Here is a 21,769-nt window from a genome sequence, read left to right on the forward strand (position 1 = left end):
CGCCGCCGGACAGGCGGGACCCGTCGGCTCGGGGTCAGTACACGTCGCGGACGTAGCGCTTCTCGCGCTTGAGCGAATTCACGTACTCGGTGGCGGCGTCGGCGCTCATCGCACCGTGGATGGCGACGATCTCGTGCAGCGCCTTGTCGACATCCTTGGCCATCCGGGTCGCGTCACCGCAGACATAGAAGTGGCCACCCTCTTCGAGCCAGGCGTACACGTCGGCACCGTGTTCGACCATCCGGTGCTGCACGTATGTTTTCTCGCCGACCTTGGGGCCGGGATCGCGCGAGAAGGCGAGATCCAGGCGGGTCAACAGGCCGCTGGACTGCCAGCCGAACAGTTCGGCCTCGTAGGCGAAATCGTGGGCGCGGTGCTGATCACCGAAGAACAGCCAGTTTCGACCGGTCGCGCCGCTGTGTTCGCGTTCCTGTAGGAAGGCCCGGAACGGCGCCACCCCGGTGCCGGGGCCGACCATGATCATCGGCGTGTCACCGTCGCCCGGCACCCGGAACGACTTGTTGGGCTGCAGGAAGATTTTCGCCGTGCCGGCCCGGTCGGCGAGGAACGTCGAGCACACGCCGCCACGGGCGCGGCCGTTGCCCTGGTAGCGCACCGCGGCGACGGTCAGATGAATCCGGTCTGGATGTGCCAGCGCACTCGACGATATCGAATAGGCCCGGTGGGCAAGCGGTTTGAGCAACCCGATGAACTCCTCCAGGCTCAGGTCGTCTCCGGCGATCCGCAGGACATCCAGGATGTCCTTGCCGTACAGCCAGCGCTCCAGGGTCTCCTTGACGCCACCGCGCAGCACATGGGACAGCTCCTCGTTATCGGCACGCTTCTCGACCTCACCGAGCAGATCCTTCGACGGAGCACTGATCTCGTAGCGGCGACCGAGCAGTTCACCGAGCGGGCGGTCGTCGACCAGCGTTTCCGGGGACACCCGGAAGTGATCGGCGATGGCCTCCACCAGGGCCGGATCGTTCTCCGGGATGACCGCCAACGCGTCACCCGCCTCGTATTCGATTCCGCTGTCGGCAAGCGCGAACTCGATATGCCGGATCTCCTTGCCCGACCCCGGCCCGGACAGCAGCCGGTTGACCGCGATATCGGCCACGAACGGGTTCTTGCGCGTCCATCCCGACCGGGCCACCGCGCTCGGCGGCGGGGTGCTCGGGGTTCCGCTGGCTCCGGATGTCGGCACCAGCGCGGTGAGCGCGCCCTGGATCCATTCGGCGGCGTGCGCCTCGTATTCGACATCGCAATCGGTGCGGGTGACCACGCGGGTGGCGCCGAGCTGTTCCAAACGGATGTCGAACAGCTTGCCCGCCTGGCAGAACTCGTCATAGCTGGTGTCGCCGAGGGCGAGTACGCCGTAGGACACACCCTCCAGGCGGGGGGCCGTCGTGGCCGACAGCGCCTCCCAGAAGAGTTCGGCGTTGTCGGGCATCTCGCCCTCACCGTAGGTCGACGTGACGATCAGTACGTACTTGCACCCGGCGAACTCGTCGAGTTCGATCTCGTCCAGACCGCTGACCTTCACGTCGAAACCCTGCAACTTGGCCGCGGCGGCAGCATCATTGGCCACGCCCTCGGCGTTACCGGTCTGCGTACCGTAGAGAATCCGCAGCGCCGGGCGGGCGGCAGGCACATCGGCCACCGCCGCCGGCGGCGGGACCATGTTCATGGCCAACCGCGAATGCAGTCCCGCCAGGAATCCCGACAGCCAAGCCCGCTGATCCTCGTTGAACGGGGCGTCCTGGGGAATGTAGGCAATCTTCACGAAGCGCTCTCCAAAGAGGTCAATGAGGCCACGACATCCGGAACCGATTGGGCGGCAAACAGTTCCTCGAAGGAGGGCAGCCGCCCGATCCGCTCGACATTCTTGGCACTCTGGAACAGGATCCAGCCGTAGGTGCCGAGGCTGTCCATCGACAGCACGTTGCGCTGCGAGAGCGCATCCTTGTAGTCGGCGATCCGCTTGTTGGCGATCAACACGGCCAGGTCCTCATCGCTGAATCCGTCGATGGCCTCGCGGGCGTACCGCTGCAGTTTCTGGATCAGGAAGAAGTCCTCCGTCAAGACCAGATTGCGGACGGCACCGCCGACCGCGGGGTCGGCAACGTCGGTCACCCCTGGCAACCGGGTCAGCGCCAGTTGCTGTGCGAGATTGAGCACGGTGTAGGTGTTCAACAGCGCGTACATCTCTTCGGTGTCGGTGTCCCCGTAGCCGGGCACCGCGCCCCAGAGCACCATCTCACCGTCCCGATACGACCGCTTGAACTTGGCGACCTGATGACCGGCGAGAGCCGAGGCCAGTTCGTCGAGCAGTTCCTTACGGGTCTTGGCCGCGAGTATCGCGTCGGCGTCCTGGTACTGCAGCAGCGCCCGCGGCATCGCATACTTCACGTGTTCCCTGGTGGCGTCCCAATCGGCAAGGAGCGCAGCGGCCTTTGCCGACCCGGTCGCCTCGACGTGCCACTGCAGCATCGTCTTGGCGGCAACCTCGTGGAAGGGCGCCTCGGTCAATGGCGCGATCAGGACCGAGTCGGCACTCACCTTGGCCGCCAGCGCACCCGTCGGATCGTATTGGTAGAGGAAGCCGCCGCTCATGCCGTTGGCAACACCCTTGCCGAAGCCCCCGATGTTGAACACCGCACCGTTGGTCATGTACTCGCAGAGGAACTCACCGACACCCTCCACCACAGCGGTGGCGCCGGAGTTACGGACGGCGAACCGGTCACCGGCCTCACCGGCCACGAAGAGCCGTCCGCCCGAGGCGCCGAACAGTGCGAAGTTACCGATCAACACATTGCCACCCGGCAGCTGCGATCCCCCGCCGGGCGAGTGGACGGTGATCGTGCCGCCGCACTGGCTCTTGCCGACCCCGTCGTTGCAGGTTCCGGTGTGCGACATCGTCATACCGTCGTTGCAGAAGGCACCGTAACTCTGACCGGCCGAACCGTCGGTGGTGATCAGCACGCTGTCGGGTGTGAGAAACCGGCGCCCACGTGCGTCGACCGCCACCGCCCGCCCGTCGAGCGGCCCGGATGGTCCCGGATGGTTCAGCATCCGCTCGATGTCGATGGCGAGCTGGCCACCCACGCTCTTGTTGCCGTTGGTCAGCGTCACCGGAGCCATCGCCACGCCATCGAGGTCGAGTTGGGCCAGGAAGGCGTCGTCGACGGCGTAGTCCTTCTCCATGTAGATCGGGTCGTCGGGCACGAAACCCTCGGCGACCGAGAGCATGGCCCGCAGATCCAGCTTGCCGATGCTGGACGGGTGATCCAGCAGGTGCAGCAGGTCGCTTCTCCCCCGCGCGTGGCGCAGCGACTGCAGGCCGAGCATGGCCAGAATCTCGCGTACCTCGTGGGAGATGTTGAGCAGGTATTGCGCCAAGGCGCGTGGATCACCCTCGAATGCTTCGGAATTCGTGGTCAGACCGGCCGGACACTTGATGTTGCAGTTCTTGGCCATCACACACTTGAGCATCATCAGGGCGGTGGTACCGAACTCATAGCTGTCAGCACCCAGCAGTGCCGATTTGACCACGTCGCTGGCGGTCTGGTGAGCGCCCGACGCACGCAGCACGACCTTCTGCCGAATACCGTTGGCCACCAGGGCCTGATGCACTTCGGCGACGCCGATCTCGGCCGACCGGCCGGCGTACTTCAGGCTGGTGACGGCCGCAGCACCGGTGCCACCGGTGTTACCCGCGACGTTGATGACGTCGGCACCGGCCTTGGCGACGCCGGCGGCGATGATCCCGATTCCCTCGGAGCTGACCAACTTCACGATCACCCGGACTCGCGCGGCCTTGCAATCGTGGATCAGCTGGGCGAGGTCCTCGATGGAATAGGTGTCGTGATGCGGTGGCGGGGACACCAACTCGACCCCCGGTGTTCCGCCACGTGCCGCGGCGATCTGGACGGTCACCTTCGGCGCCGGAAGCTGGCCGCCCTCCCCGGGTTTGGCGCCCTGTCCGATTTTTATCTCCAACTCACGCAGCATCGGGTCGGCGAGGTAGCCGGCCCATACGCCGAACCGGCCGGAGGCGAACTGCTTGATCCGCGATCCACGGATGGTGCCGTAGCGGGTGATGTGCTCACCACCCTCACCGCAGTTGGACAGACCACCGACCATGTTGGTGCCGTGTGCGACCGCTTCGTGCGCGGCGGCCACCAGTGCACCGTGGCTCATCGCCCCGGAGGCCAATGTGGCCGCGATCTCGTCGGCGGGCTGCACCGAGGACAACGGGATCGAGTCCGGTGCCGTGCGCACCAGGGACAGGTAGTGCAGCGCATCGCCGGATGCCCGTAGCCACAACCGATCACCGACGATGTCGTAGTCGACGATCTGCGTGCCGAACCGCTGCCGCAACGACTGCGCCAACTCGGTGAGCCGGCCCGCCGAATGGGCCAGCCTGAGGGTGAACTCATCGCCGGTCTGCGAGATCGCCAGCCCGCGCACCAGGTAACCGTTGTTACCCCACAGGGCGAATTGACCCATCTCGGAGCGGAATTCGTCGGCGGTGTGCAGGAAGTTGACGTCGGCCGGGAAGGCCAGCACGTCGCGCAGCGCCGCGGGGCGCCGGGCACGCTCGGTGTTCATCGCCATGACGAAGTTGCGGTAGCCCGGCGTGATGTCGAAGTTGTTGATCGCGCGCGGCGACATCTCCTCGAAGCTGTTGTTGCGGTATGCCTCGTCGTCCAGGCCGAAAGCACCCTCGAGCTGGTGCAGTGGCAGTCGACGCAGGTACAGCGGATCGGCCATGTCCGGATTCTCGGGGCGGGCATCGTCGCCGAAGGAGATCTCCTCCTCCGTCATGTCCACGAATCCGCGCACCGCGGTCGTCCCGTAGGAGTGTCCCGCGCCCTCGGCACGTTCCTTGAACAAGCCGAGCAGCGGGACGTCCTTCTCCCCGGTGACGGCCAGCGCGCGGGCATGCCATTCGGCCGATGTCTCGGCCAGCGTGGAGAACCCGACACCGCCGACCGGGGACACCACATTGGGGAAGTATCTGCGCAGCACCGGCTCGCCGGTATCGAGGTAGCTGGGCTCGAAGAACTCGCCGCCGATATAGCTTTCGACGGTACACAGGCCGACCCGGCCCATGGTCTTCATCAGCGACTTCTCGGCGGCCTTGGCGAACCGCTTGAACGCCGCGGCAACCTGGGTCTCGTCGGGCCCGAACTTCTCCTCGGCGCGCATCTGGACGCCCAGCGGATATACCGCGGAGGCACCGAAGCCCAGCGCGGTGGCGACGTGATGCGATGAGCAGATCTGCCCGCTCTCGGCGATCACCGACACCCGCAGCCGCATACCCTCCTCGATGAGCCGCTGGTTGATCGCCGACACCGCGATGATCAACGGTATTGCGGCCATACCGCTTTCCACGTGCCGGTCGGAGATGACGGCGATACCGCCGGTCTCCCGTGCGAACTCCTCGACCTCGTCACACAGCTTGTCGATACCGCGGACCAGAGCCTGGGCGTTGGCTTCCGAATCGTCCAGGTCGATCCGGTAGAACATGCCGAACCGCTCGACGGGGGTGTGCTTCTGGTCCCGGATCTTGAGCATCTCCAGATGCGTCAGGATCGGCGTCGGCACCACGATCTGCGGCGCGGCCTTGCCGCCGCTGTTGGGCTTGGCGCCGAGTGCCACCCGCAACGTCATCCCGTCGGCTTCGCGGATGCTGTCCAGCGGCGGGTTGGTCACCTGGGCGAACCGCTGGGTGAAGTAGCGGGCGATACCACCCTCGTGATTGGACAGCGCGTTGATGGCTGCGCCGTACCCCATTGCCGAGATCTTCTCCTGGCCGGTGGCCAGCATCGGATCCATCAGGAATTTGAAGCTCTCCTGGTTCAACGAGTACGCCACATAGCGCTGATGTCTGGACAGATCGCCGTTGTACCGGGCCGGGGAGAGTTGACCTTCCGGGGGGACCGCGGGCAGATCGGCCAGATTCACCCGCGCCTCGTCCAGCATGCTCTGGTAATCATGCTGTCGGGCAAGCTTTTCCAGCGCTTCGACGGTGCCGTAGGACCGGCGTTCACGGTGGTCGTAGTACAACATTCCGCCGGCCTCGATGCGCCCGCGTTTGATCACCTCCTCGGGCGGGAAGTAGACCTGACCGGCCTCGGACATGACCCCGAGATACTCGGCGGTCTCCACCGAGCGCAACGGGCGCAGGCCCAGCCGGTCCAGGCGCGCACCGATGTATGTGCCGTCGCCGAAGATCAGCGCCGCCGGCCCGTCGTTCTTCTCTTCATAGAGGCTGAAGAACTCCAGCATCGCCCGCACCTGCGGGGACAGCGTCTCGTCGTTCTCCCAGGCCGGCGGCATCATGGCCACCACCGCGGTGATCAGGTCCAGCTCGTCCTCGAGCACTCGGTTCTGCAGCGTCTGGTCCAACCGGCAGCTGTCGGACTGGCCGACCGGCCGCACGATCGCACGGTTGCGGGCCCGGGCGACGGCATTGTCGGACAACCGGTTCTTCTTGTCGGTGTTGAGCTCGCCGTTGTGGGCCATCAACCGGAACGGTTGCGCCATCGTGGCATTGGGGACCGTATTGGTCGAGAACCGGGTGTGGAAGAACATCGAATGCACTTCCATCCGCGGGTCCGACAGGTCGCTGAAGTACGGGACGACCTCATTGGAGTTCAATCGGCCCTTGAGCACCTGGGTACGGGCACTGATCGAGAGCGGGTACAAACCCAACAACGAGGGTTCGGTATAGGCGACGGCCTCGATATCCATCAGGGCGTCGTGGATTCTGCGGTCGAAGTGCGCACTCGTGTCGGCGGTGAACACCCACTGCCGGATGGGTAGCTGATAGGTGACCGCCGCCGGTCGGATTGCGGTGTTGTCCACCGGCACATCACGTTTGGCGATGATGTCGAACCCGTGCTCGCGCAGCGTGCGCTCGATCACCGCTTCGGCCTCGCCGTGGGAGGCCGCGTCGTTGGGCAGGAAGAAGTTGCCGACTCCGAACTGGCCGGGCTCCAGGTCCGGCCGATCGGTGACCTCGCGGAAGAACCGCAGCGAGAGATCCAGGTTGACCCCCGCACCGTCGCCGACGCCTTCGGAGGACATGCCGCCGCGGTGCGGGACCGCGCACAACGCCTCGTGCAACTTCTGGATGACCTCATGGGTTTGACGGCCATCTTTACGCGTCAGGAACCCGACGCCACAACTGCTCTTTTCCTGATTCGGATCAAAAAGTCCCGACAACCGGCGATCTCCTCTGGCGACGCAAACGACCCTGCGCACCGCGTGGGCCTCTCGACGTTGAGCCGTCCCGCACGAGGCCTTCGATTACCGCAGGCTCCGGCGCGCGCAAATGACTTAGCCTAACCTAAAACCCCTGGTAGCGCCGTTCCCAGGGGTGTGATATTTCCAACGGCAGAAACCGTCAGGTGCGTGGTTTGGGACGCAGCGCGCGGGTGAACAGAACGTTGACCTGTCGCATCGCCACGCTGTACGGCCACCACGCCACCCGCTTGAAGGCGTACAGGGCGCGAATATCGGCGGAGGTGTAGATCAGGAACCGGTTGCGCTGCACCCCGGCCAGGATCTTGTCGGCCGCATGTTCAGGGGACACGGCATGCCCGGCGAATCGGTCGACCCACTTGGCCACCCGCGGATCCTCGCGATCGACCCCGGCGATCTGCACGGTCTGGACCAGTCCGGTCTTGACCGCGCCGGGCACCACGACCGACACCCCGATCCGGTGCCGGGCCAGGTCGAAGCGCAACACCTCGGACAGCCCGCGCAGACCGTACTTACTGGCGCTGTAGGCGGCATGCCACGGCAATGCGACGATGCCCGCCGCCGAGGACACGTTCACCAGATGACCGCCCCGGCCCGCGGCGACCATCGGCGGCAGGAACGTTTCGATCACGTGGATCGGGCCCATCAGGTTCACGTCGATCATCGACTTCCAGTGCTGATGGGAAAGTGTCGACACCGTGCCCCACGCGGAGATGCCTGCGATGTTCATGACGATGTCCAGTGCGCCGTTGGCGGCATGGACATCGTCGGCGAAGGCGCTGACGGCTTCGAAATCAGACACGTCCAGGGCCCGGTGGGCGGCCACGGTGGCGCCGAGCGCCTCGGCGTCGGAGACGACGATGTCCAGTCCCTCTGCGTCGCGGTCGGTCAGATACAGCTCGGCACCGAGTTCGGCGAGCTTGAGCGCGGTGGCGCGGCCGATACCGCTGGCCGCGCCGGTCAACAGAACCCGTTTTCCGGCAAAAGACTCTGGTTGACCCATCTGTCCGACACTACCCAGGGTGGGTTGGTCACTCGTCCCAGGACGCCGCGGTTCCCCACAGTGCGTTGAGCCAGAGGCGTTCCAGTACGTCGACCGCCCGGGCGGGATCGGTGCCGCGGCCGACGAAGGCGGCATCGTTGGACAACGTCATCGCCGTGGTGGCGGTGAGCATCCGGACCAATGCGGGGATGTCGTCCGAGATCGGCCGGGTGCCCTTGCGAACCTCGTCCTCGACGACACCGACGATCTTGTCGATGACCATGTCCTCGAAGTCGTTCATGATGGCGGCGATCTGTTTGTCCGTGGTCTGCGCCGATGTGCAGGCCGCCATGATCGGATCGTTGGTCGCGAACACCGCCGCGGCACTGCCGACCATCCGCTTGGCGAACGCCGCCGGTGACTCACCGGGGTCACGCGGGGCGAAGTTATGAGTCAGCACGTCCAGCTCGGCGAGCGCCTCCCGCACGATCAGCGCCAGCACGTCGTACTTGGAGTCGAAGTAGAAATAGAAGCCCGATCGCGCCACGCCTGCGCGTTCGCTGATCATGCTCACCGACAGATCCGCGAAGGGTTTGACGCCCAGCAACTCGCGCACCGCGGCGACGATGGCGTCGCGCTGGCGGTCTCCGCGGCTGCGGCGGGTCTCGGTTTGCGCTTCGGGGGTGGCGCTCATGGCCTTAAACCTTTGCACCGCGCAACGCCAGAACAAAACTTGACATCTGTCAAGCTTGGCACACTTCCCCACCTGCGGCGCGGTATCCGCCACGCAAGAAGGGGGTGGTGGACCGGCCAGGCCGACCGGCGACCGCGCCGGACACAAACTTGACAGCCGTCAAGTCGAACATGAAGATGGTCGACGAAGTGACGTCGACCACAGGTCTGTCCGCACGAAGGAGTTCCGTCCATGGCGACAACCATCAGCACGCCGGCCTATCTGCTGGACCAGGCCAAGCGCCGGTTCACCCCGACGCTGAACAACATGCCCGGTCTCGGCGCGGTCGAGCAACGGCTGCGCAATCACGATTTCAAGCAGTTCGTGCTGGCCGAGCCGCCGGCCGGTAGCGGACTCAAGCCGGTGCTCGGTGACTCGGGCGTGCCGATCCTCGGCCACATGATCGAGACGTTCCGCTCCGGTCCGGAATACCTGCTCGAGGTGTACAAGAAGTACGGGCCGGTTCACTACGCCTACTCCCCCGCGCTCTCCAGCGTCGCGGCACTGGGCCCGGACGCGACCCAGGCGGTGTTCTCCAACCGCAACAAGGATTTCTCGCAGAAGGGCTGGGATCCGGTCATCGGTCCGTTCTTCAACCGCGGTCTGATGATGCTCGATTTCGAGGAGCACATGTTCCACCGCCGGATCATGCAGGAGGCCTTCACCCGGTCCCGGCTGACCGGTTACGTCGAGCACATCGACAAGGTCGCGTCGGCCGTCATCGCCAACGACTGGGTCGAGAACGATCCGCGCTTCCTGTTCTATCCCGCGGTCAAGGAACTGACGCTCGATATCGCGTCGGTGGTGTTCATGGGTCACGAGCCTGGCTCGGACAAGGAACTGGTCACCAAGGTCAACGACGCCTTCACCATGACCACACGCGCGGGCGGCGCCATCATCCGCACTGGGGTGCCCCCGTTCAAGTGGTGGCGCGGACTGCAGGCCCGCAAGGTGCTCGACGACTACTTCGAGGCCCGGGTCAAGGAGAAGCGCGACTCGCACGGCACCGACATGCTGACCGTGTTGTGTCACACCGCCGACGAAGACGGCAACACCTTCAGTGACCAGGACATCGTCAATCACATGATCTTCCTGATGATGGCCGCTCACGACACCTCGACATCGACACTGACGACGATGGCCTACTACTTGGCCGCCAACCCCGAGTGGCAGGAACGCTGCCGCGAGGAGTCGGAACGAATCGGCGACGGTCCGCTGGACATCGAGGCGCTGGACAAGCTCGAGACCTATGACCTGGTGATCAATGAATCACTGCGGCTGGTGACCCCGCTGCCGTTCAACGTGCGCTCCACGGTGCGCGACACCGATCTGCTCGGCCATTTCATCCCGGCGGGCACGAGCATCGTGACCTGGCCGTCGATCAACCACCACCTGCCCGAGCTGTGGACCGACCCGGAGAAGTTCGACCCGAGCCGGTTCGCCGAACCCCGCAACGAGCACAAGCGGCACCGTTACGCGTTCGCCCCGTTCGGCGGCGGCGCGCACAAGTGCATCGGCATGGTCTTCGGCCAGCTGGAGATCAAGACCGTCATGCATCGGCTGTTGCGCAAGTACCGCCTCGAGCCGCCCTACCAGGGTTACAAGTCCAAGCTGGACTACGCGGGAATGCCCGTGCCGATGGACGGTATGCCCATCATCCTGCGTCCACTCTGACCGAGTAGGCGTCCCAGCGGCCACTTGTCGCACGCCACAAGCCATTTCGCGTGCGACAAGTGGCCGTTCGCGTCAGGCGGCCAGCCGGTTCGCCGACGCGACCACGGCGCGCAGCGCAGACTGGTGGGGACATTCCGACCAGGCGATCGCCCACTGCGCATCGACCCCCGCGGTGCTACGGATGAAGGTGGCGGTCTGGCCGCCGGCCCGCAGCTGGTGGAAGTTCAGCATCTCGATCCTGATCCCGCAGTCGTGCAGCATTGCGGTCAGCGCACCGAGGGGACCCGCGGCGGTAGCCGTGCACGCGGTGATCCGATCGCCGACGGCGATGGTGGCCGTATAGGTGTGGGTGTGCCTGCCGTATGCCCGGTCGGCCCGGTCCCAGGCCAACAACCGAACCGGTCCGGCACTGGAGCCGAAGGTCTCCGCCACGTCATCCCAGCTCATCTCGGCGGCCAGGTCGCGCAGTCCGCGCGGAAGCGGGGCGTCGAAGAAATCGGCGAAGCGGGGGCTCGCGATCAGGGTGGTGGAGTTCATGTGTGTCGGCCTTCGCACTCGTTAGGGAGCGACCGACGGGTAGTAGCGTCCGACCCACAGCGGGGGGTCGGTCTGGATCAGACCCCGCTGCGGGTACTGGCTACTACGAGAATGCGATGCACGACAGCGAGGTTAGACCGTCGACCTGGTGGGCGCAACCCGGTTTGGGCCACATGCCCGCTCTGGTCGACGATGGCCGGGTGATGTGGTGGGAGATGGTGCTGCTGTTCGTCGCCGGCATCGGCGGCGGGCTCATCGGCAGTATCGCCGGGCTGGCGTCGTTGTCGACCTATCCCGCCCTGCTGCTGATCGGTCTGCCGCCGGTCTCGGCCAATGTCACCAACACCGTCAGCCTGGTCTTCAACGGGATCGGTTCGGTGGCGGGCTCGTTACCCGAACTCGCCGGGCAGCGCGACCGCCTGCTGCGGCTCATGCCGATGGCCGTGCTCGGCGGTGCCGCCGGCGCCTGGCTGCTGCTCTCGATACCCGCGGAGGGTTTCGAGAACGCGGTCCCGGTACTGCTGATGGTCGCCTCGGTCGCGATCGCGCTGCCGCGGGGCAAGGGACCGGTGGCCGAACCTACCCGCGCTCGCAGCGCGGCCCAGGCGGTGGCCGTCGCCTTGATCTGCATCTATGGCGGGTTCTTCGGCGCCGCCGCGGGGGTGCTACTGCTGGCCCTGTTCCTGCGGACCGGTGCCGAAAGCCTGGCCGAGGCCAACGCCATCAAGAACGTCGTGCTGGGGGTCGCCAATGCCGTTGCCGCCGTGGGCTTCGTGATCTTCGCACCGGTGTACTGGCCCGCGGTGGGCGCCATGGGCGTCGGCTGCCTGATCGGTGCGCGGCTGGGACCCGTGGTGGTGCGGCGGGCACCGGCGACACCGCTGCGGCTGGGCATCGCGATCGCCGGTATCGCGCTGGCGGTCAAGTTGGGGTACGACACCTACCGGTGAAATCCGGACCTGTGGTGCGCACTCACCACAGGCTCGTAGTACTCGGGCTCGGCTAGCGTGGTCTGGTGGCATCCATCCCAGTCGGAACGCGTGTCCTGTGTGGTGTCGCCGCTGCCGCGGTGACCCTGGGCGTCAGCGCCCTCGTCGCGGTGCCACTCGGGGCATCCGCCGATCCCCGCTCGGCGGTCGGATCGACGATCATCGACCGGACCCCGGGCCCGGTGAAGGAATGGGCGATCCAGACCTTCGGGACCGCCGACAAGCTGTTCCTGACGGTCGCGGTGCTCGTGGCGATCGCCGTGTTGGCCGCACTGGCCGGTGTGCTGGAGCGCCGGCGGATACCGATCGGCAGCATCATGTTCGCCGCGGCCACCGTTGCCGGCTGCGTCGCCATCCTGTCGCGGGCCGGCGCTCGACCGCTGGACATGGTGCCGACGGTGGTGGGCGGCCTCGCCGGCATCATCGCGCTGCGCTTCCTGACCTCCGGCCGACTGCGGGACGGATCGGCACACGAGTCGGCTGCCGCCGATCCCGGTCGCCGGCTCTCGCTGGCCGCGCTCGGGCTGCTGGGCCTCGGCGTGCTGGGTAGTGCCGTCGGATCTGCGTGGGCCCGGCGGGTGCACTCGGCCGCAGGCGACCGACAGGCCTACACACCGCCGCCGGTGGCGCAGCCTGCACCGCCCATCCCGCCGGAGGTACAGCCGGCCGGCGTCGACGTCACCGAGTTCGTCACCGACAACGACGACTTCTACCGGATCGACACCGCGCTGTCGGCCCCCCAACTCAACCGCGACGCCTGGGCATTGCGCATCCATGGCATGGTCGACCGGGAGGTGACCTACACCTTCGCCGATCTGGAGAAGTTCGAGCTCATCGAAAAGGTCGTCACCCTGGCCTGTGTATCGAATCCGGTGGGCGGTGACCTGATCGGCAACGCAGTCTGGACCGGTTACCGGTTGCGTGACCTGCTGGCCGCGGCGGGGGTGCAGTCCGACGCCGATATGGTGCTGTCGACCTCTAGTGACGGTTTCACCGCGGGCACGCCCACCGAGGCCATGACCGATGATCGCGATTCACTGCTGGCGATCACGATGAACGGACAACCACTGCCCATCGAACACGGTTACCCGGCTCGCCTGGTCGTCCCCGGCCTGTACGGATACGTCTCGGCCACCAAGTGGGTCGTGGATCTGGAGCTGACCAGATTCGACCGGGCGCAGGGCTATTGGACACCGCTGGGATGGTCCGAGCGGGGTCCGATCAAAACCCAGTCACGGATCGACGTCCCCCGCATCGGCCAGGATGTCGCGCCGGGACCGGTCCGGTTCGGCGGCGTGGCATGGGCCCAGCACCGCGGTGTGCGCGCCGTCGAGGTCCGGATCGACGACGGGCCCTGGCAGCAGGCAACCCTGGGCGCGGCGTACTCGAATGACACCTGGCGGTTGTGGAGCTTCGACTGGCAGGCCGAGAAGCCCGGTCTACACCGCATCACCGTGCGCGCCACCGACAACACCGGGGCGGTGCAGACCGAGGACATCGCCGGCGTCGTACCCGACGGTGCGACCGGTTGGCCCAGCGTCGAATTCGCGGTGACCTGAGGTCCGGCCGATGAGGACTTTCGGCACTACTGCCGGCGGTGTCACGCGGACAGACTCGGTTCATGGACCCGAACACTCCGGACCGCCGAACCATCGAAACGGTGCTGTCCCTGGCGACGAGGGCTCCGTCGATCCACAATTCGCAGCCGTGGCGCTGGCAGGTCCGGCCGGACCGGTTGCTGCTGTTCGCCGACACCGATCGCGCTCTGCCCCAAGCTGATCCGGACTCCCGCGATCTGTTGCTCAGCTGCGGAGCCGCGCTGCACCATGCGATCGTCGGGCTGGCCTCGCTGGGCTGGCGGGCCGAGGTACACCGCTTTCCCGACCCCGATCAGCCCGATCTGCTGGCGACCGTGCAGATGCGTCCCGGCCCCGCCGCCGATGTGCCACTGGCCGCCGCCATCCCGTGCCGGCGCACCGATCGCCGGATGTTCAGCCCGTGGCACGTGCCGGACGCCGATATCGCCGTGATGGGCGCCCGAGCGGCGCGGGCCGGGGTGATGCTGCGTCAGGTGCAACGCCTGCCCGAACTGCAGGAGATCGTCGCACGCGCCGTCCGGCAGCACGCCACCGATCACGCGTACCTTGCCGAATTGTCCACCTGGAGTGGCCGTTACGCGTCACTTGCCGGCGTGCCCGCCCGCAACACCCCACGCTCGGATCCGCGCGCGACACTTCCCGGACGGGTATTCGCCGGACCGATGCTCGCGCAACCCGAGACCGGGTCAGCCGCGGACGGCGCCGCCGTCCTGGCGCTGGGTACCAAGGCGGACAACCCGCTGTCGCGGTTGCGGGCTGGGGAGGCCACCAGCCTGGTCCTGTTGACCGCGACGACGCTCGGCCTGGCCAGCTGCCCGGTGACCGAACCACTCGAGATCGACGCCACCAGGAGCGCGGTGCGCGATGACGTCTTCGGCGACCACGGCCATCCACAGATGTTGTTGCGTATCGGCTGGGCGCCGGTCAACGCCGACCCGCTGCCCGCCACCCCGCGGATGCCGACCTCAGCGGTCGTCGAGTGGCAGTCCTGAACCGCCGCGCCCGCTCTCTCCCCATTCCAACTTGGACGCGAAAACAGCGGCCTGAGTGCGGCGTTCCATGCCGAGCTTGGCAAGCAGCCTGGACACGTAGTTCTTCACCGTCTTCTCGGCGAGGAACATCCTGGCCGCAATCTGACGGTTGGTGAGCCCCTCGGACAACAGGTGCAGCAGGGTGCGCTCCTGCTCGGTCAGCCCGGTCAAGGGGTCATCACGCTCGGCGGCACCGCGCAGGTTGGCCATCAGAGCCGCGGCTGCCCGGTTGTCGAGCAACGAGCGACCCGCTCCCACCTCCTTGATGGCGTTGGCCAGTTCCAGGCCCTTGATGTCCTTGACCACGTACCCGCTGGCCCCGGCCAGGATGGCGTCGAGCATGGCCTCGTCGGAGGTGAACGAGGTGAGCATCAGACAGCGCAGATCCGGGAGCTCGGAGAGCAGATCGCGGCACAGCTCGATGCCATTGCCATCGGGGAGTCGGACATCGAGCACGGCGACCTCGGGCCGTGCGGCCGGGATCCGGGCCATCGCCTCGGCGACCGTTCCTGCCTCCCCCACGACCTCGAGGTCGGGATCGGAGCCGAGCAGATCGATCAGTCCACGCCGGACGACCTCATGGTCGTCGACCAGAAACACCTTCACCACGGACATGACCCCATCATGGCCGGTAGTGCGGACCGGTGTCATCGAGGATCTGCCTGCCGGTGATCCGTTCGGTCCTGATCCGGATGAAATGGTCACGCCGACCCTGCACCCACGGTTCGACGAAAGTGCCTGCGACGTCGACGAGATCGTCGATCGCGGTGATCGGCTCCGCGGTGCCGACCACGGTGACGCTCCACCCGCTGCGCAGATCCGGATCCAGCTCATCGGCCTCGAACGCGACCACCTGGTGGGCGGCAGCGGCGGCCAGTTTCGCTCCACCGGCAACGCGGATGACGACATCCTCCTGCCACAGGCGGAAGTTGACCGGTTGGATCGCCGGAAGCTCGTCTTCGGTGAACACCAGGCGACCGACGCGGACCTGTTGTAAGCGGTCCAGGCACTGCCTGCGGTTGAGGACGTCGAGTTGCTGCGCGTGGGACTTGCCGTGGGACATCGTGGCCACCTCCTCGTGGCAGCCGCCCGGCTGCCTGATCATTGTCGCGCCGTGGCATCGCCACACACCAGAGCCTTTTGTCACCCTTTCGAACCTTCGGGCCGAACTTTCCGGTCATATGTCGGTACCGGATGGCAGCCTGGAGTCGTGCAGCTGGCAGAGATCGCCGCCGCGTCGGCCGATATCGGTGCGACACCGTCACGGCTGGCGAAGGTGGAGCGGGTCGCGAAGGTACTGGGCCTGGCGGACCGGGACGAGATCGCCGTCGTGGTGGCCTGGTTGTCCGGCGAGCTGCCACAGCGCCAGATCGGCGTCGGCTGGGCGGGGCTGCGTGATCTGCCCCCGCCGGCGGCCGATGCCACACTGACCGTCGCGTCGGTGCACGCCATGCTGACCGAGATCAAGGAGATCGCGGGCAAGGGTTCCAAGAATCGACGGGCCCAGCGAGTGCTGGACCTGTTCGCCGCCGCCACCGAGGCCGAACAGCGGTTCCTACGGCGGTTGTTGTCCGGGGAACTGCGCCAGGGAGCGGTTGCCGGGGTGATGGCCGATGCGGTCGCCAAGGCCGCCGGCCTGCCGGCGGCTGCGGTCCGGCGGGCGGCCATGCTGGCAGGGGATCTCTCCGAGGTCGCGGTCTCGGCGCTCGTCGATGGCGATATCGGCCGGTTCACCCTGCGCGTCGGACGCCCCGTCTCCCCCATGCTGGCCCAGACTGCGACCGGCGTCGCCGAGGCCCTGGACAAACTGGGCGGCGAAGCCGCCCTCGAAACGAAGCTGGACGGCGCGCGGGTGCAGATCCACCGCACCGGGAACAGCGTCGCGATCTATACCCGGACGCTCGACGATGTCACCGCGCGACTGCCAGAGGTGGTCGACGCCGTGCTGGCACTGCCGGTCACCGACCTGATCGCCGACGCCGAGGCGATCGCGCTCCGGCCCGACGGGCGTCCGCACCGCTTCCAGGTGACCGCCTCGCGTTTCGGGAGCCGTTCGGCCGCTGCGCGCGCGGAACCGCTGTCGGTGTTCTTCTTCGATCTGCTGCACCGCGATGGTGTCGATCTGCTGGACTTGCCGCTGACCGACCGGATGGTCGCGCTGGACGAGGTGGTACCGGCCGCACAACGGGTACAGCGGCTGGTCACGGCCGACCCGGACGCCGGGCGCGAGTTCCTGGAGACGACGCTGGCCGCCGGTCATGAGGGAGTGATGGCCAAGGCGCCGTTCGCACCGTATGAGGCAGGCCGCCGCGGCGCCGGCTGGTTGAAGGTCAAACCGGTGCACACCCTGGATCTGGTCGTGCTGGCGGTCGAATGGGGTTCCGGGCGGCGCACCGGCATGCTGTCCAACATCCATCTGGGTGCCCGCGACCCGGGCACCGGTGAATTCCTGATGCTGGGCAAGACGTTCAAGGGAATGACCGACGAGATGCTGGCGTGGCAGACGAGACGCTTCACCGAGCTGGCGGTCGACGGCACCGCCGGCGGCATCGTGCGGGTACGGCCCGAGCAGGTCGTCGAGATCGCCATCGACGGTGTGCAGGCGTCCTCGCGTTATCCCGCGGGGATGGCCTTACGCTTCGCGCGCGTTGTGCGCTACCGGGACGACAAACCCGCCGCGCAGGCCGACACGGTGGAAACCGTGCGTGAGCTGTTCGAACGCGGCGGTTGACGGAAAGTCCCAACGTCGTCCTGACGCGGTGCAAGGATCGACCCATGGGATCACCGACTGCCCCCGATCCGACCGAGGACACCCGCGGCGACATCACCTACGTCCGAACCGACCAGGATCTTCCGCCGGTGGCGATCGTCGACCGGTCACCGATCACCGCCAAGCACCGCATCGTCTTCGCCGTGGTGGCGGTCCTGGGCGCCGTCGCGTGGGCGATCATCGCGTTCTTCCGCGGCGAGACCATCAACGCGGTGTGGTTCGTCATCGCGGCGATCTGCACCTACGTCATCGGATTCCGGTTCTACGCCCGGTTGATCGAGATGAAGATCGTCAAACCGCGCGATGATCACGCCACTCCCGCCGAGGTGTTCGAGAACGGCACCGATTACATGCCCACCGACCGCCGGGTGTTGTTCGGCCACCACTTCGCCGCGATCGCCGGGGCCGGTCCGCTCGTCGGCCCGGTGCTGGCCATGCAGATGGGTTACCTGCCCGGCACCATCTGGATCATCATCGGCGCGTTGGTCGCCGGTTGTGTGCAGGACTATCTGGTGCTTTCGATCTCGGTACGCAGGCGGGGCCGGTCGCTTGGACAGATGGCCAAGGACGAACTCGGCGTGGTGGGCGGCGCCGCGGCGATCGTCGGCGTGCTGGTCATCATGGTGATCCTGCTGGCGGTGCTGGCGCTGGTCGTGGTGAACGCGCTCGCCGAAAGCCCGTGGGGTGTGTTCTCCATCGCGATGACCATTCCCATCGCGATCTTCATGGGCCTGTACCTGCGCTTCCTGCGGCCCGGCCGGGTGTCGGAGGTATCGCTGATCGGTGTGGCGCTGCTTCTGCTGGCCGTCGTATCGGGCGGTTGGGTGGCCGAAACCCAATGGGGCGCCGATTGGTTCACGCTGTCGAAGGTGACGTTGTCGTGGTGCATCATCATCTACGGCCTGGCCGCCTCCATCCTCCCGGTGTGGTTGCTGCTGGCGCCACGCGACTACCTGTCGACGTTCATGAAGGTCGGCACCATCGCCCTGCTCGCGGTGGGCATCCTGGTGGCCCGGCCGATCATGGAGGCACCGGCGATCTCCTCGTTCGCCACCAGCGGTACCGGACCCGTGTTCGCCGGTTCCCTTTTTCCATTCCTGTTCATCACGATCGCCTGTGGCGCACTGTCGGGCTTCCACGCGCTGATCTCCTCGGGTACCACGCCGAAGCTGCTGGAGAAGGAAAGCCAGATGCGCCTGATCGGCTACGGCGGCATGCTCACCGAGTCGTTCGTCGCGATCATGGCGCTGATCACCGCCGCAATCCTCAACCAGCATCTGTACTTCGTGATGAACGCACCGACCGCTGCCACCGGCACCACCGCCCAGACCGCGGCCGACTACGTCAACGGACTCGGCTTGTCCGGGGCCGATATCACCGCCGACGAGATCACCGCCGCCGCCCAGAGCGTCGGTGAGGAGTCGATCGTGTCCCGCACCGGTGGCGCCCCGACCCTGGCCTTCGGTATGTCCGAGGTGCTGCACCAGGTCTTCGGCGGCGCGGGTCTGAAGGCCTTCTGGTATCACTTCGCGATCATGTTCGAGGCGTTGTTCATCCTGACGACGGTTGATGCCGGCACCCGGGTCGCCCGCTTCATGCTGTCGGATGCGCTCGGCAACCTCGGTGGGCCACTCAAGAAACTGCAGAACCCGAGTTGGCGGGTGGGGGCCTGGATCTGCAGCGTCGTCGTCGTGCTCGCGTGGGGCAGCATCCTGCTGATGGGCGTCACCGACCCGCTCGGCGGTATCAACACGCTGTTCCCGCTGTTCGGCATCGCCAACCAATTGCTGGCGGCCATCGCGTTGACCGTCGTCACCGTGGTGATCATCAAGCGTGGACTGCTGAAATGGGCGTGGATACCCGGCATTCCGCTGGCCTGGGATCTGGTGGTGACCATGACGGCGTCCTGGCAGAAGATCTTCTCCGGTGACCCGAAGGTCGGCTACTGGACACAGCACTTCCAGTACCGCGACGCCAAGGATGCAGGCAAGACGGCGTTCGGTGCCGCGAAGGACGCCGGTCAGATCGATGCCGTCATCCGTAACACGTTCATCCAGGGCACGTTGTCGATCGTGTTCGCGGTCCTGGTCATCATCGTGGTCGCCGCCGGAGTCATCATGGCGCTCAAGGCGATCCGTGGCACGGGTCGCCCGCTCACCGAAGACGAACCGGTGCCCTCACGCATCTTCGCACCGTCGGGACTTCTCGCCACCGATACCGAAAAGGAGGTGCAGAAAGAATGGGACGAGCTCGGACCGTCGCACACCAGATCGGTTGGTACTGGTCATCATTGATGGGTGATAACCATTACCGCCGCTACCTCGAGCACCTCGCGCGCCGACATCCCGGTGCGCCGGTGCCGACCGAGCGGGAGTACTGGCGGATGCGGCACGCCGCGACCGAGTCCAACCCACAGTCGCGCTGCTGCTGAGTTCTGCGATGTGCGAGTCTCAGCCGCAGCGGGTCCGGAGACTGCGCACATCGCGACTCCTCAGATCACGATGTAGAGGCGCGATAGGCCTGCACGATCGGGGCGAGCTCATCGGGTGTCGCGCCATGCATGATCACCGCGTCGGCGCCGTAGTCGAACTCCTTACGCACCCGGTCGACGCACTGTTGCGCGGTACCGGTCGCCGAGGGCTCCAGCCATTCGTCCGGAATCAAGGTGGCGATGTGTTCGATCTGCTCGGCCGTTGCCTTGTGGTCGATACCACCGCCGATGGACTGCACCACGGCGTCTTCGCGGAAGTGTTGCAGCACAACGGGATCCCAACCATTGGTGCCAACCAGCAGGTCACCATATCCCTGCAGATAAGTCGCCAGTCGCGCCACGGTCTTCTTCAATCGAAGCTCTTCGGGCAGGTGATCGCCCACGGTCGCGAAACACGACCACACCCGCACGGCCGCCGGGTCTCGGCCGGCCTGCTCGGCGGCATCCTTGACCGTCTTGACCGCACGCTGCAACGTCTCCGGCGTGAAGTACGTGTGCAGGATGACGTCGTCGAATGCGCGCCCGCCCAACGCGAGGGTCTGCGGACCGAAGGCGACGATGGCCAGCCTGATGTCCTCCCGGAAATCGGAGTCGAGGAACAGCAGCGGGTATCGCCCGATCGGTCCGTCGTGGTCGAAGATCATCTCGCCGCGCCAGAGGCGGCGCATCACTTTGGCGAAGTCTTCCATCTGCGCGGTGGTCACCGCAGGCACCCCGAACGCGCCGTACAACGCGGCGATTCCCCTGCCGAGACCCAGCGTGAACCGGCCGCCGGACAGCCGGTGCATCGTGGTGGCCCACGAACCGGTGATCAGCGGATGCCTCGTGTTGTGATTGGTCGCCGCGGTGGCGATCTGCATCCGGCTCGTCACCGCCAGCGCCGCGCCGGTCAGTGACGACGCTTCCTTGACATTCCAGCGCTCGGAGATGAAGCCGGTACCGAACCCCAGTTCCTCACCGCGGCGGGCCTCGTCCACCAGGGTGGCGGGGCCGTCGCCGCCGGCGCCGGCCAACAGGTAGTAGCCGAGTTCGTCCAATGGCCTAGTCACACCTGGTCACACCCCACGACACACCCAACCTCCTTGCTGGTAAGCACAATTGCACATCTCGGCGTTCGGTCCACAGACAACACCGAAGATAGTGCGTGCCGGACCGCGTCACCGAGACGGGATCGGCGCGGTCACCGCACGTCACCAGCGCGGTCCGGCTAGCGGGAATCCCCGCCCTGGGTGAATCGCATGATGGTGCGCGTCAGGTGCAGGCTGGTGATCACCCAGGCGCCATCGCGCTTCTCGTAGGTCTCGTGATAGTGCCCGGCACCGAACAGTTCACTCCCGTCGGGAAAGAGCAGGAGATCCTCCATCGCCCAGATCCCCGAAGCGGTGTTGTCCGCGGTCAACGTGATCTCTGGGCTGTGCACATGATGCTTGGTCTGCGCATGCTCGACGCCACCGAGCACCACCGGCACGAACTCGGCGAGACCACGCAGCGGTGGCGCGGTCTGGCCGTCGGCGCCACCGGCGGAGACGGCCATGTCCAGCGTGACCACGACCTCGTCGGCGAACAGTTGCTTCCACGCCTCGTAGTCCTTGGTGTCCAGCAACCGGCAGTATCGGGCCTTGAGCTGGCGGATTGCTTCCAGCTCGTCATGCACCACGATTGCGCCCCCGTCGCCGATGGTCGACGCAC

General features: G+C 66.4%; 16 protein-coding genes. 7 read left to right on the plus strand and 9 right to left on the minus strand.

The window, feature by feature from the left end; genetic code table 11:
* Positions 1 to 34 precede the first annotated feature (34 nt).
* From IC40_RS0116610 to IC40_RS0116625, 4 genes are all read right to left on the minus strand, one after another.
* Complete coding sequence (locus IC40_RS0116610; protein ID WP_030135828.1) at positions 35 to 1,786, minus strand: diflavin oxidoreductase; 1,752 nt, start codon at positions 1,784 to 1,786, stop codon at positions 35 to 37.
* Complete coding sequence (locus IC40_RS0116615) at positions 1,783 to 7,236, minus strand: glutamate synthase-related protein (protein WP_191293415.1); 5,454 nt, start codon at positions 7,234 to 7,236, stop codon at positions 1,783 to 1,785. The genes IC40_RS0116610 and IC40_RS0116615 overlap by 4 nt, the downstream gene beginning before the upstream one ends.
* A 181-nt stretch (positions 7,237 to 7,417) precedes the next feature.
* Entirely contained in the window at positions 7,418 to 8,278 is an 861-nt protein-coding gene (locus IC40_RS0116620) for an SDR family oxidoreductase (RefSeq protein WP_030135830.1), read from the minus strand.
* A 28-nt stretch (positions 8,279 to 8,306) separates the two neighbouring features.
* Positions 8,307 to 8,951, minus strand: a complete 645-nt coding sequence (locus IC40_RS0116625; protein WP_030135831.1) for a TetR/AcrR family transcriptional regulator — start codon at positions 8,949 to 8,951, stop codon at positions 8,307 to 8,309.
* Between the two features lie 231 nt (positions 8,952 to 9,182).
* On the opposite strand from IC40_RS0116625, the gene IC40_RS0116630 reads away from it, so the two are divergent.
* The gene (locus tag IC40_RS0116630; RefSeq protein ID WP_030135832.1) at positions 9,183 to 10,664 is read left to right on the plus strand and encodes a cytochrome P450; all 1,482 of its coding nucleotides are present in this window, start codon (positions 9,183 to 9,185) and stop codon (positions 10,662 to 10,664) included.
* Positions 10,665 to 10,736: 72 nt separating this feature from the next.
* Here IC40_RS0116630 and IC40_RS0116635 read toward each other — a convergent pair whose 3' ends face one another.
* The gene (locus IC40_RS0116635; protein WP_030135833.1) at positions 10,737 to 11,201 is read right to left on the minus strand and encodes a 2-isopropylmalate synthase; all 465 of its coding nucleotides are present in this window, start codon (positions 11,199 to 11,201) and stop codon (positions 10,737 to 10,739) included.
* Positions 11,202 to 11,416: 215 nt separating this feature from the next.
* On the opposite strand from IC40_RS0116635, the gene IC40_RS0116640 reads away from it, so the two are divergent.
* The 3 genes from IC40_RS0116640 to IC40_RS0116650 all read left to right on the plus strand — a co-directional run bounded on the left by IC40_RS0116640 (position 11,417) and on the right by IC40_RS0116650 (position 14,780).
* Positions 11,417 to 12,151, plus strand: a complete 735-nt coding sequence (locus IC40_RS0116640; protein WP_030135834.1) for a sulfite exporter TauE/SafE family protein — start codon at positions 11,417 to 11,419, stop codon at positions 12,149 to 12,151.
* A gap of 65 nt (positions 12,152 to 12,216) precedes the next feature.
* Positions 12,217 to 13,749, plus strand: a complete 1,533-nt coding sequence (locus IC40_RS0116645; RefSeq protein ID WP_030135835.1) for a molybdopterin-dependent oxidoreductase — start codon at positions 12,217 to 12,219, stop codon at positions 13,747 to 13,749.
* Between the two features lie 62 nt (positions 13,750 to 13,811).
* Positions 13,812 to 14,780, plus strand: a complete 969-nt coding sequence (locus tag IC40_RS0116650) for an Acg family FMN-binding oxidoreductase (protein WP_030135836.1) — start codon at positions 13,812 to 13,814, stop codon at positions 14,778 to 14,780.
* Here IC40_RS0116650 and dosR read toward each other — a convergent pair.
* The gene (dosR, locus tag IC40_RS0116655; RefSeq protein ID WP_030135837.1) at positions 14,754 to 15,428 is read right to left on the minus strand and encodes a hypoxia response regulator transcription factor DosR/DevR; all 675 of its coding nucleotides are present in this window, start codon (positions 15,426 to 15,428) and stop codon (positions 14,754 to 14,756) included. The two genes, IC40_RS0116650 and dosR, sit on opposite strands and share 27 nt — an antisense overlap.
* 13 nt (positions 15,429 to 15,441) lie before the next feature.
* Positions 15,442 to 15,882 (minus strand): pyridoxamine 5'-phosphate oxidase family protein, encoded by a 441-nt coding sequence (locus tag IC40_RS0116660; RefSeq protein WP_030135838.1) that lies wholly within the window; start codon positions 15,880 to 15,882, stop codon positions 15,442 to 15,444.
* Positions 15,883 to 16,029: 147 nt separating this feature from the next.
* On the opposite strand from IC40_RS0116660, the gene IC40_RS0116665 reads away from it, so the two are divergent.
* From IC40_RS0116665 to IC40_RS27315, 3 genes are read left to right on the plus strand one after another with little or no spacing between them, the layout of a single operon-like run.
* On the plus strand, positions 16,030 to 17,550 hold the full coding sequence (locus IC40_RS0116665) for an ATP-dependent DNA ligase (protein ID WP_030135839.1): 1,521 nt from the start codon (positions 16,030 to 16,032) through the stop codon (positions 17,548 to 17,550).
* 44 nt (positions 17,551 to 17,594) lie between these two features.
* Positions 17,595 to 19,883: a carbon starvation CstA family protein gene (locus IC40_RS0116670; protein WP_030135840.1), complete on the plus strand. Its 2,289-nt coding sequence runs from the start codon at positions 17,595 to 17,597 to the stop codon at positions 19,881 to 19,883.
* Positions 19,883 to 20,020 (plus strand): CstA-like transporter-associated (seleno)protein, encoded by a 138-nt coding sequence (locus tag IC40_RS27315; RefSeq protein WP_234411528.1) that lies wholly within the window; start codon positions 19,883 to 19,885, stop codon positions 20,018 to 20,020. The genes IC40_RS0116670 and IC40_RS27315 overlap by 1 nt, the downstream gene beginning before the upstream one ends.
* Before the next feature lie 65 nt (positions 20,021 to 20,085).
* On the opposite strand, the gene IC40_RS0116680 is transcribed toward IC40_RS27315, so the two are convergent.
* Together IC40_RS0116680 and IC40_RS0116685 are read right to left on the minus strand one after the other, a co-directional pair.
* Positions 20,086 to 21,129 carry a TIGR03857 family LLM class F420-dependent oxidoreductase gene (locus IC40_RS0116680; RefSeq protein WP_030135841.1) on the minus strand — a complete coding sequence of 348 codons (1,044 nt, stop codon included), beginning with the start codon at positions 21,127 to 21,129 and terminating at the stop codon, positions 20,086 to 20,088.
* Positions 21,130 to 21,287: 158 nt separating this feature from the next.
* The gene (locus IC40_RS0116685; RefSeq protein ID WP_030135842.1) at positions 21,288 to 21,734 is read right to left on the minus strand and encodes a nuclear transport factor 2 family protein; all 447 of its coding nucleotides are present in this window, start codon (positions 21,732 to 21,734) and stop codon (positions 21,288 to 21,290) included.
* Positions 21,735 to 21,769: the final 35 nt, after the last annotated feature.

This window comes from Mycolicibacterium neoaurum ATCC 25795 (genome assembly GCF_000691525.1).
GTDB lineage: Bacteria > Actinomycetota > Actinomycetes > Mycobacteriales > Mycobacteriaceae > Mycobacterium > Mycobacterium neoaurum.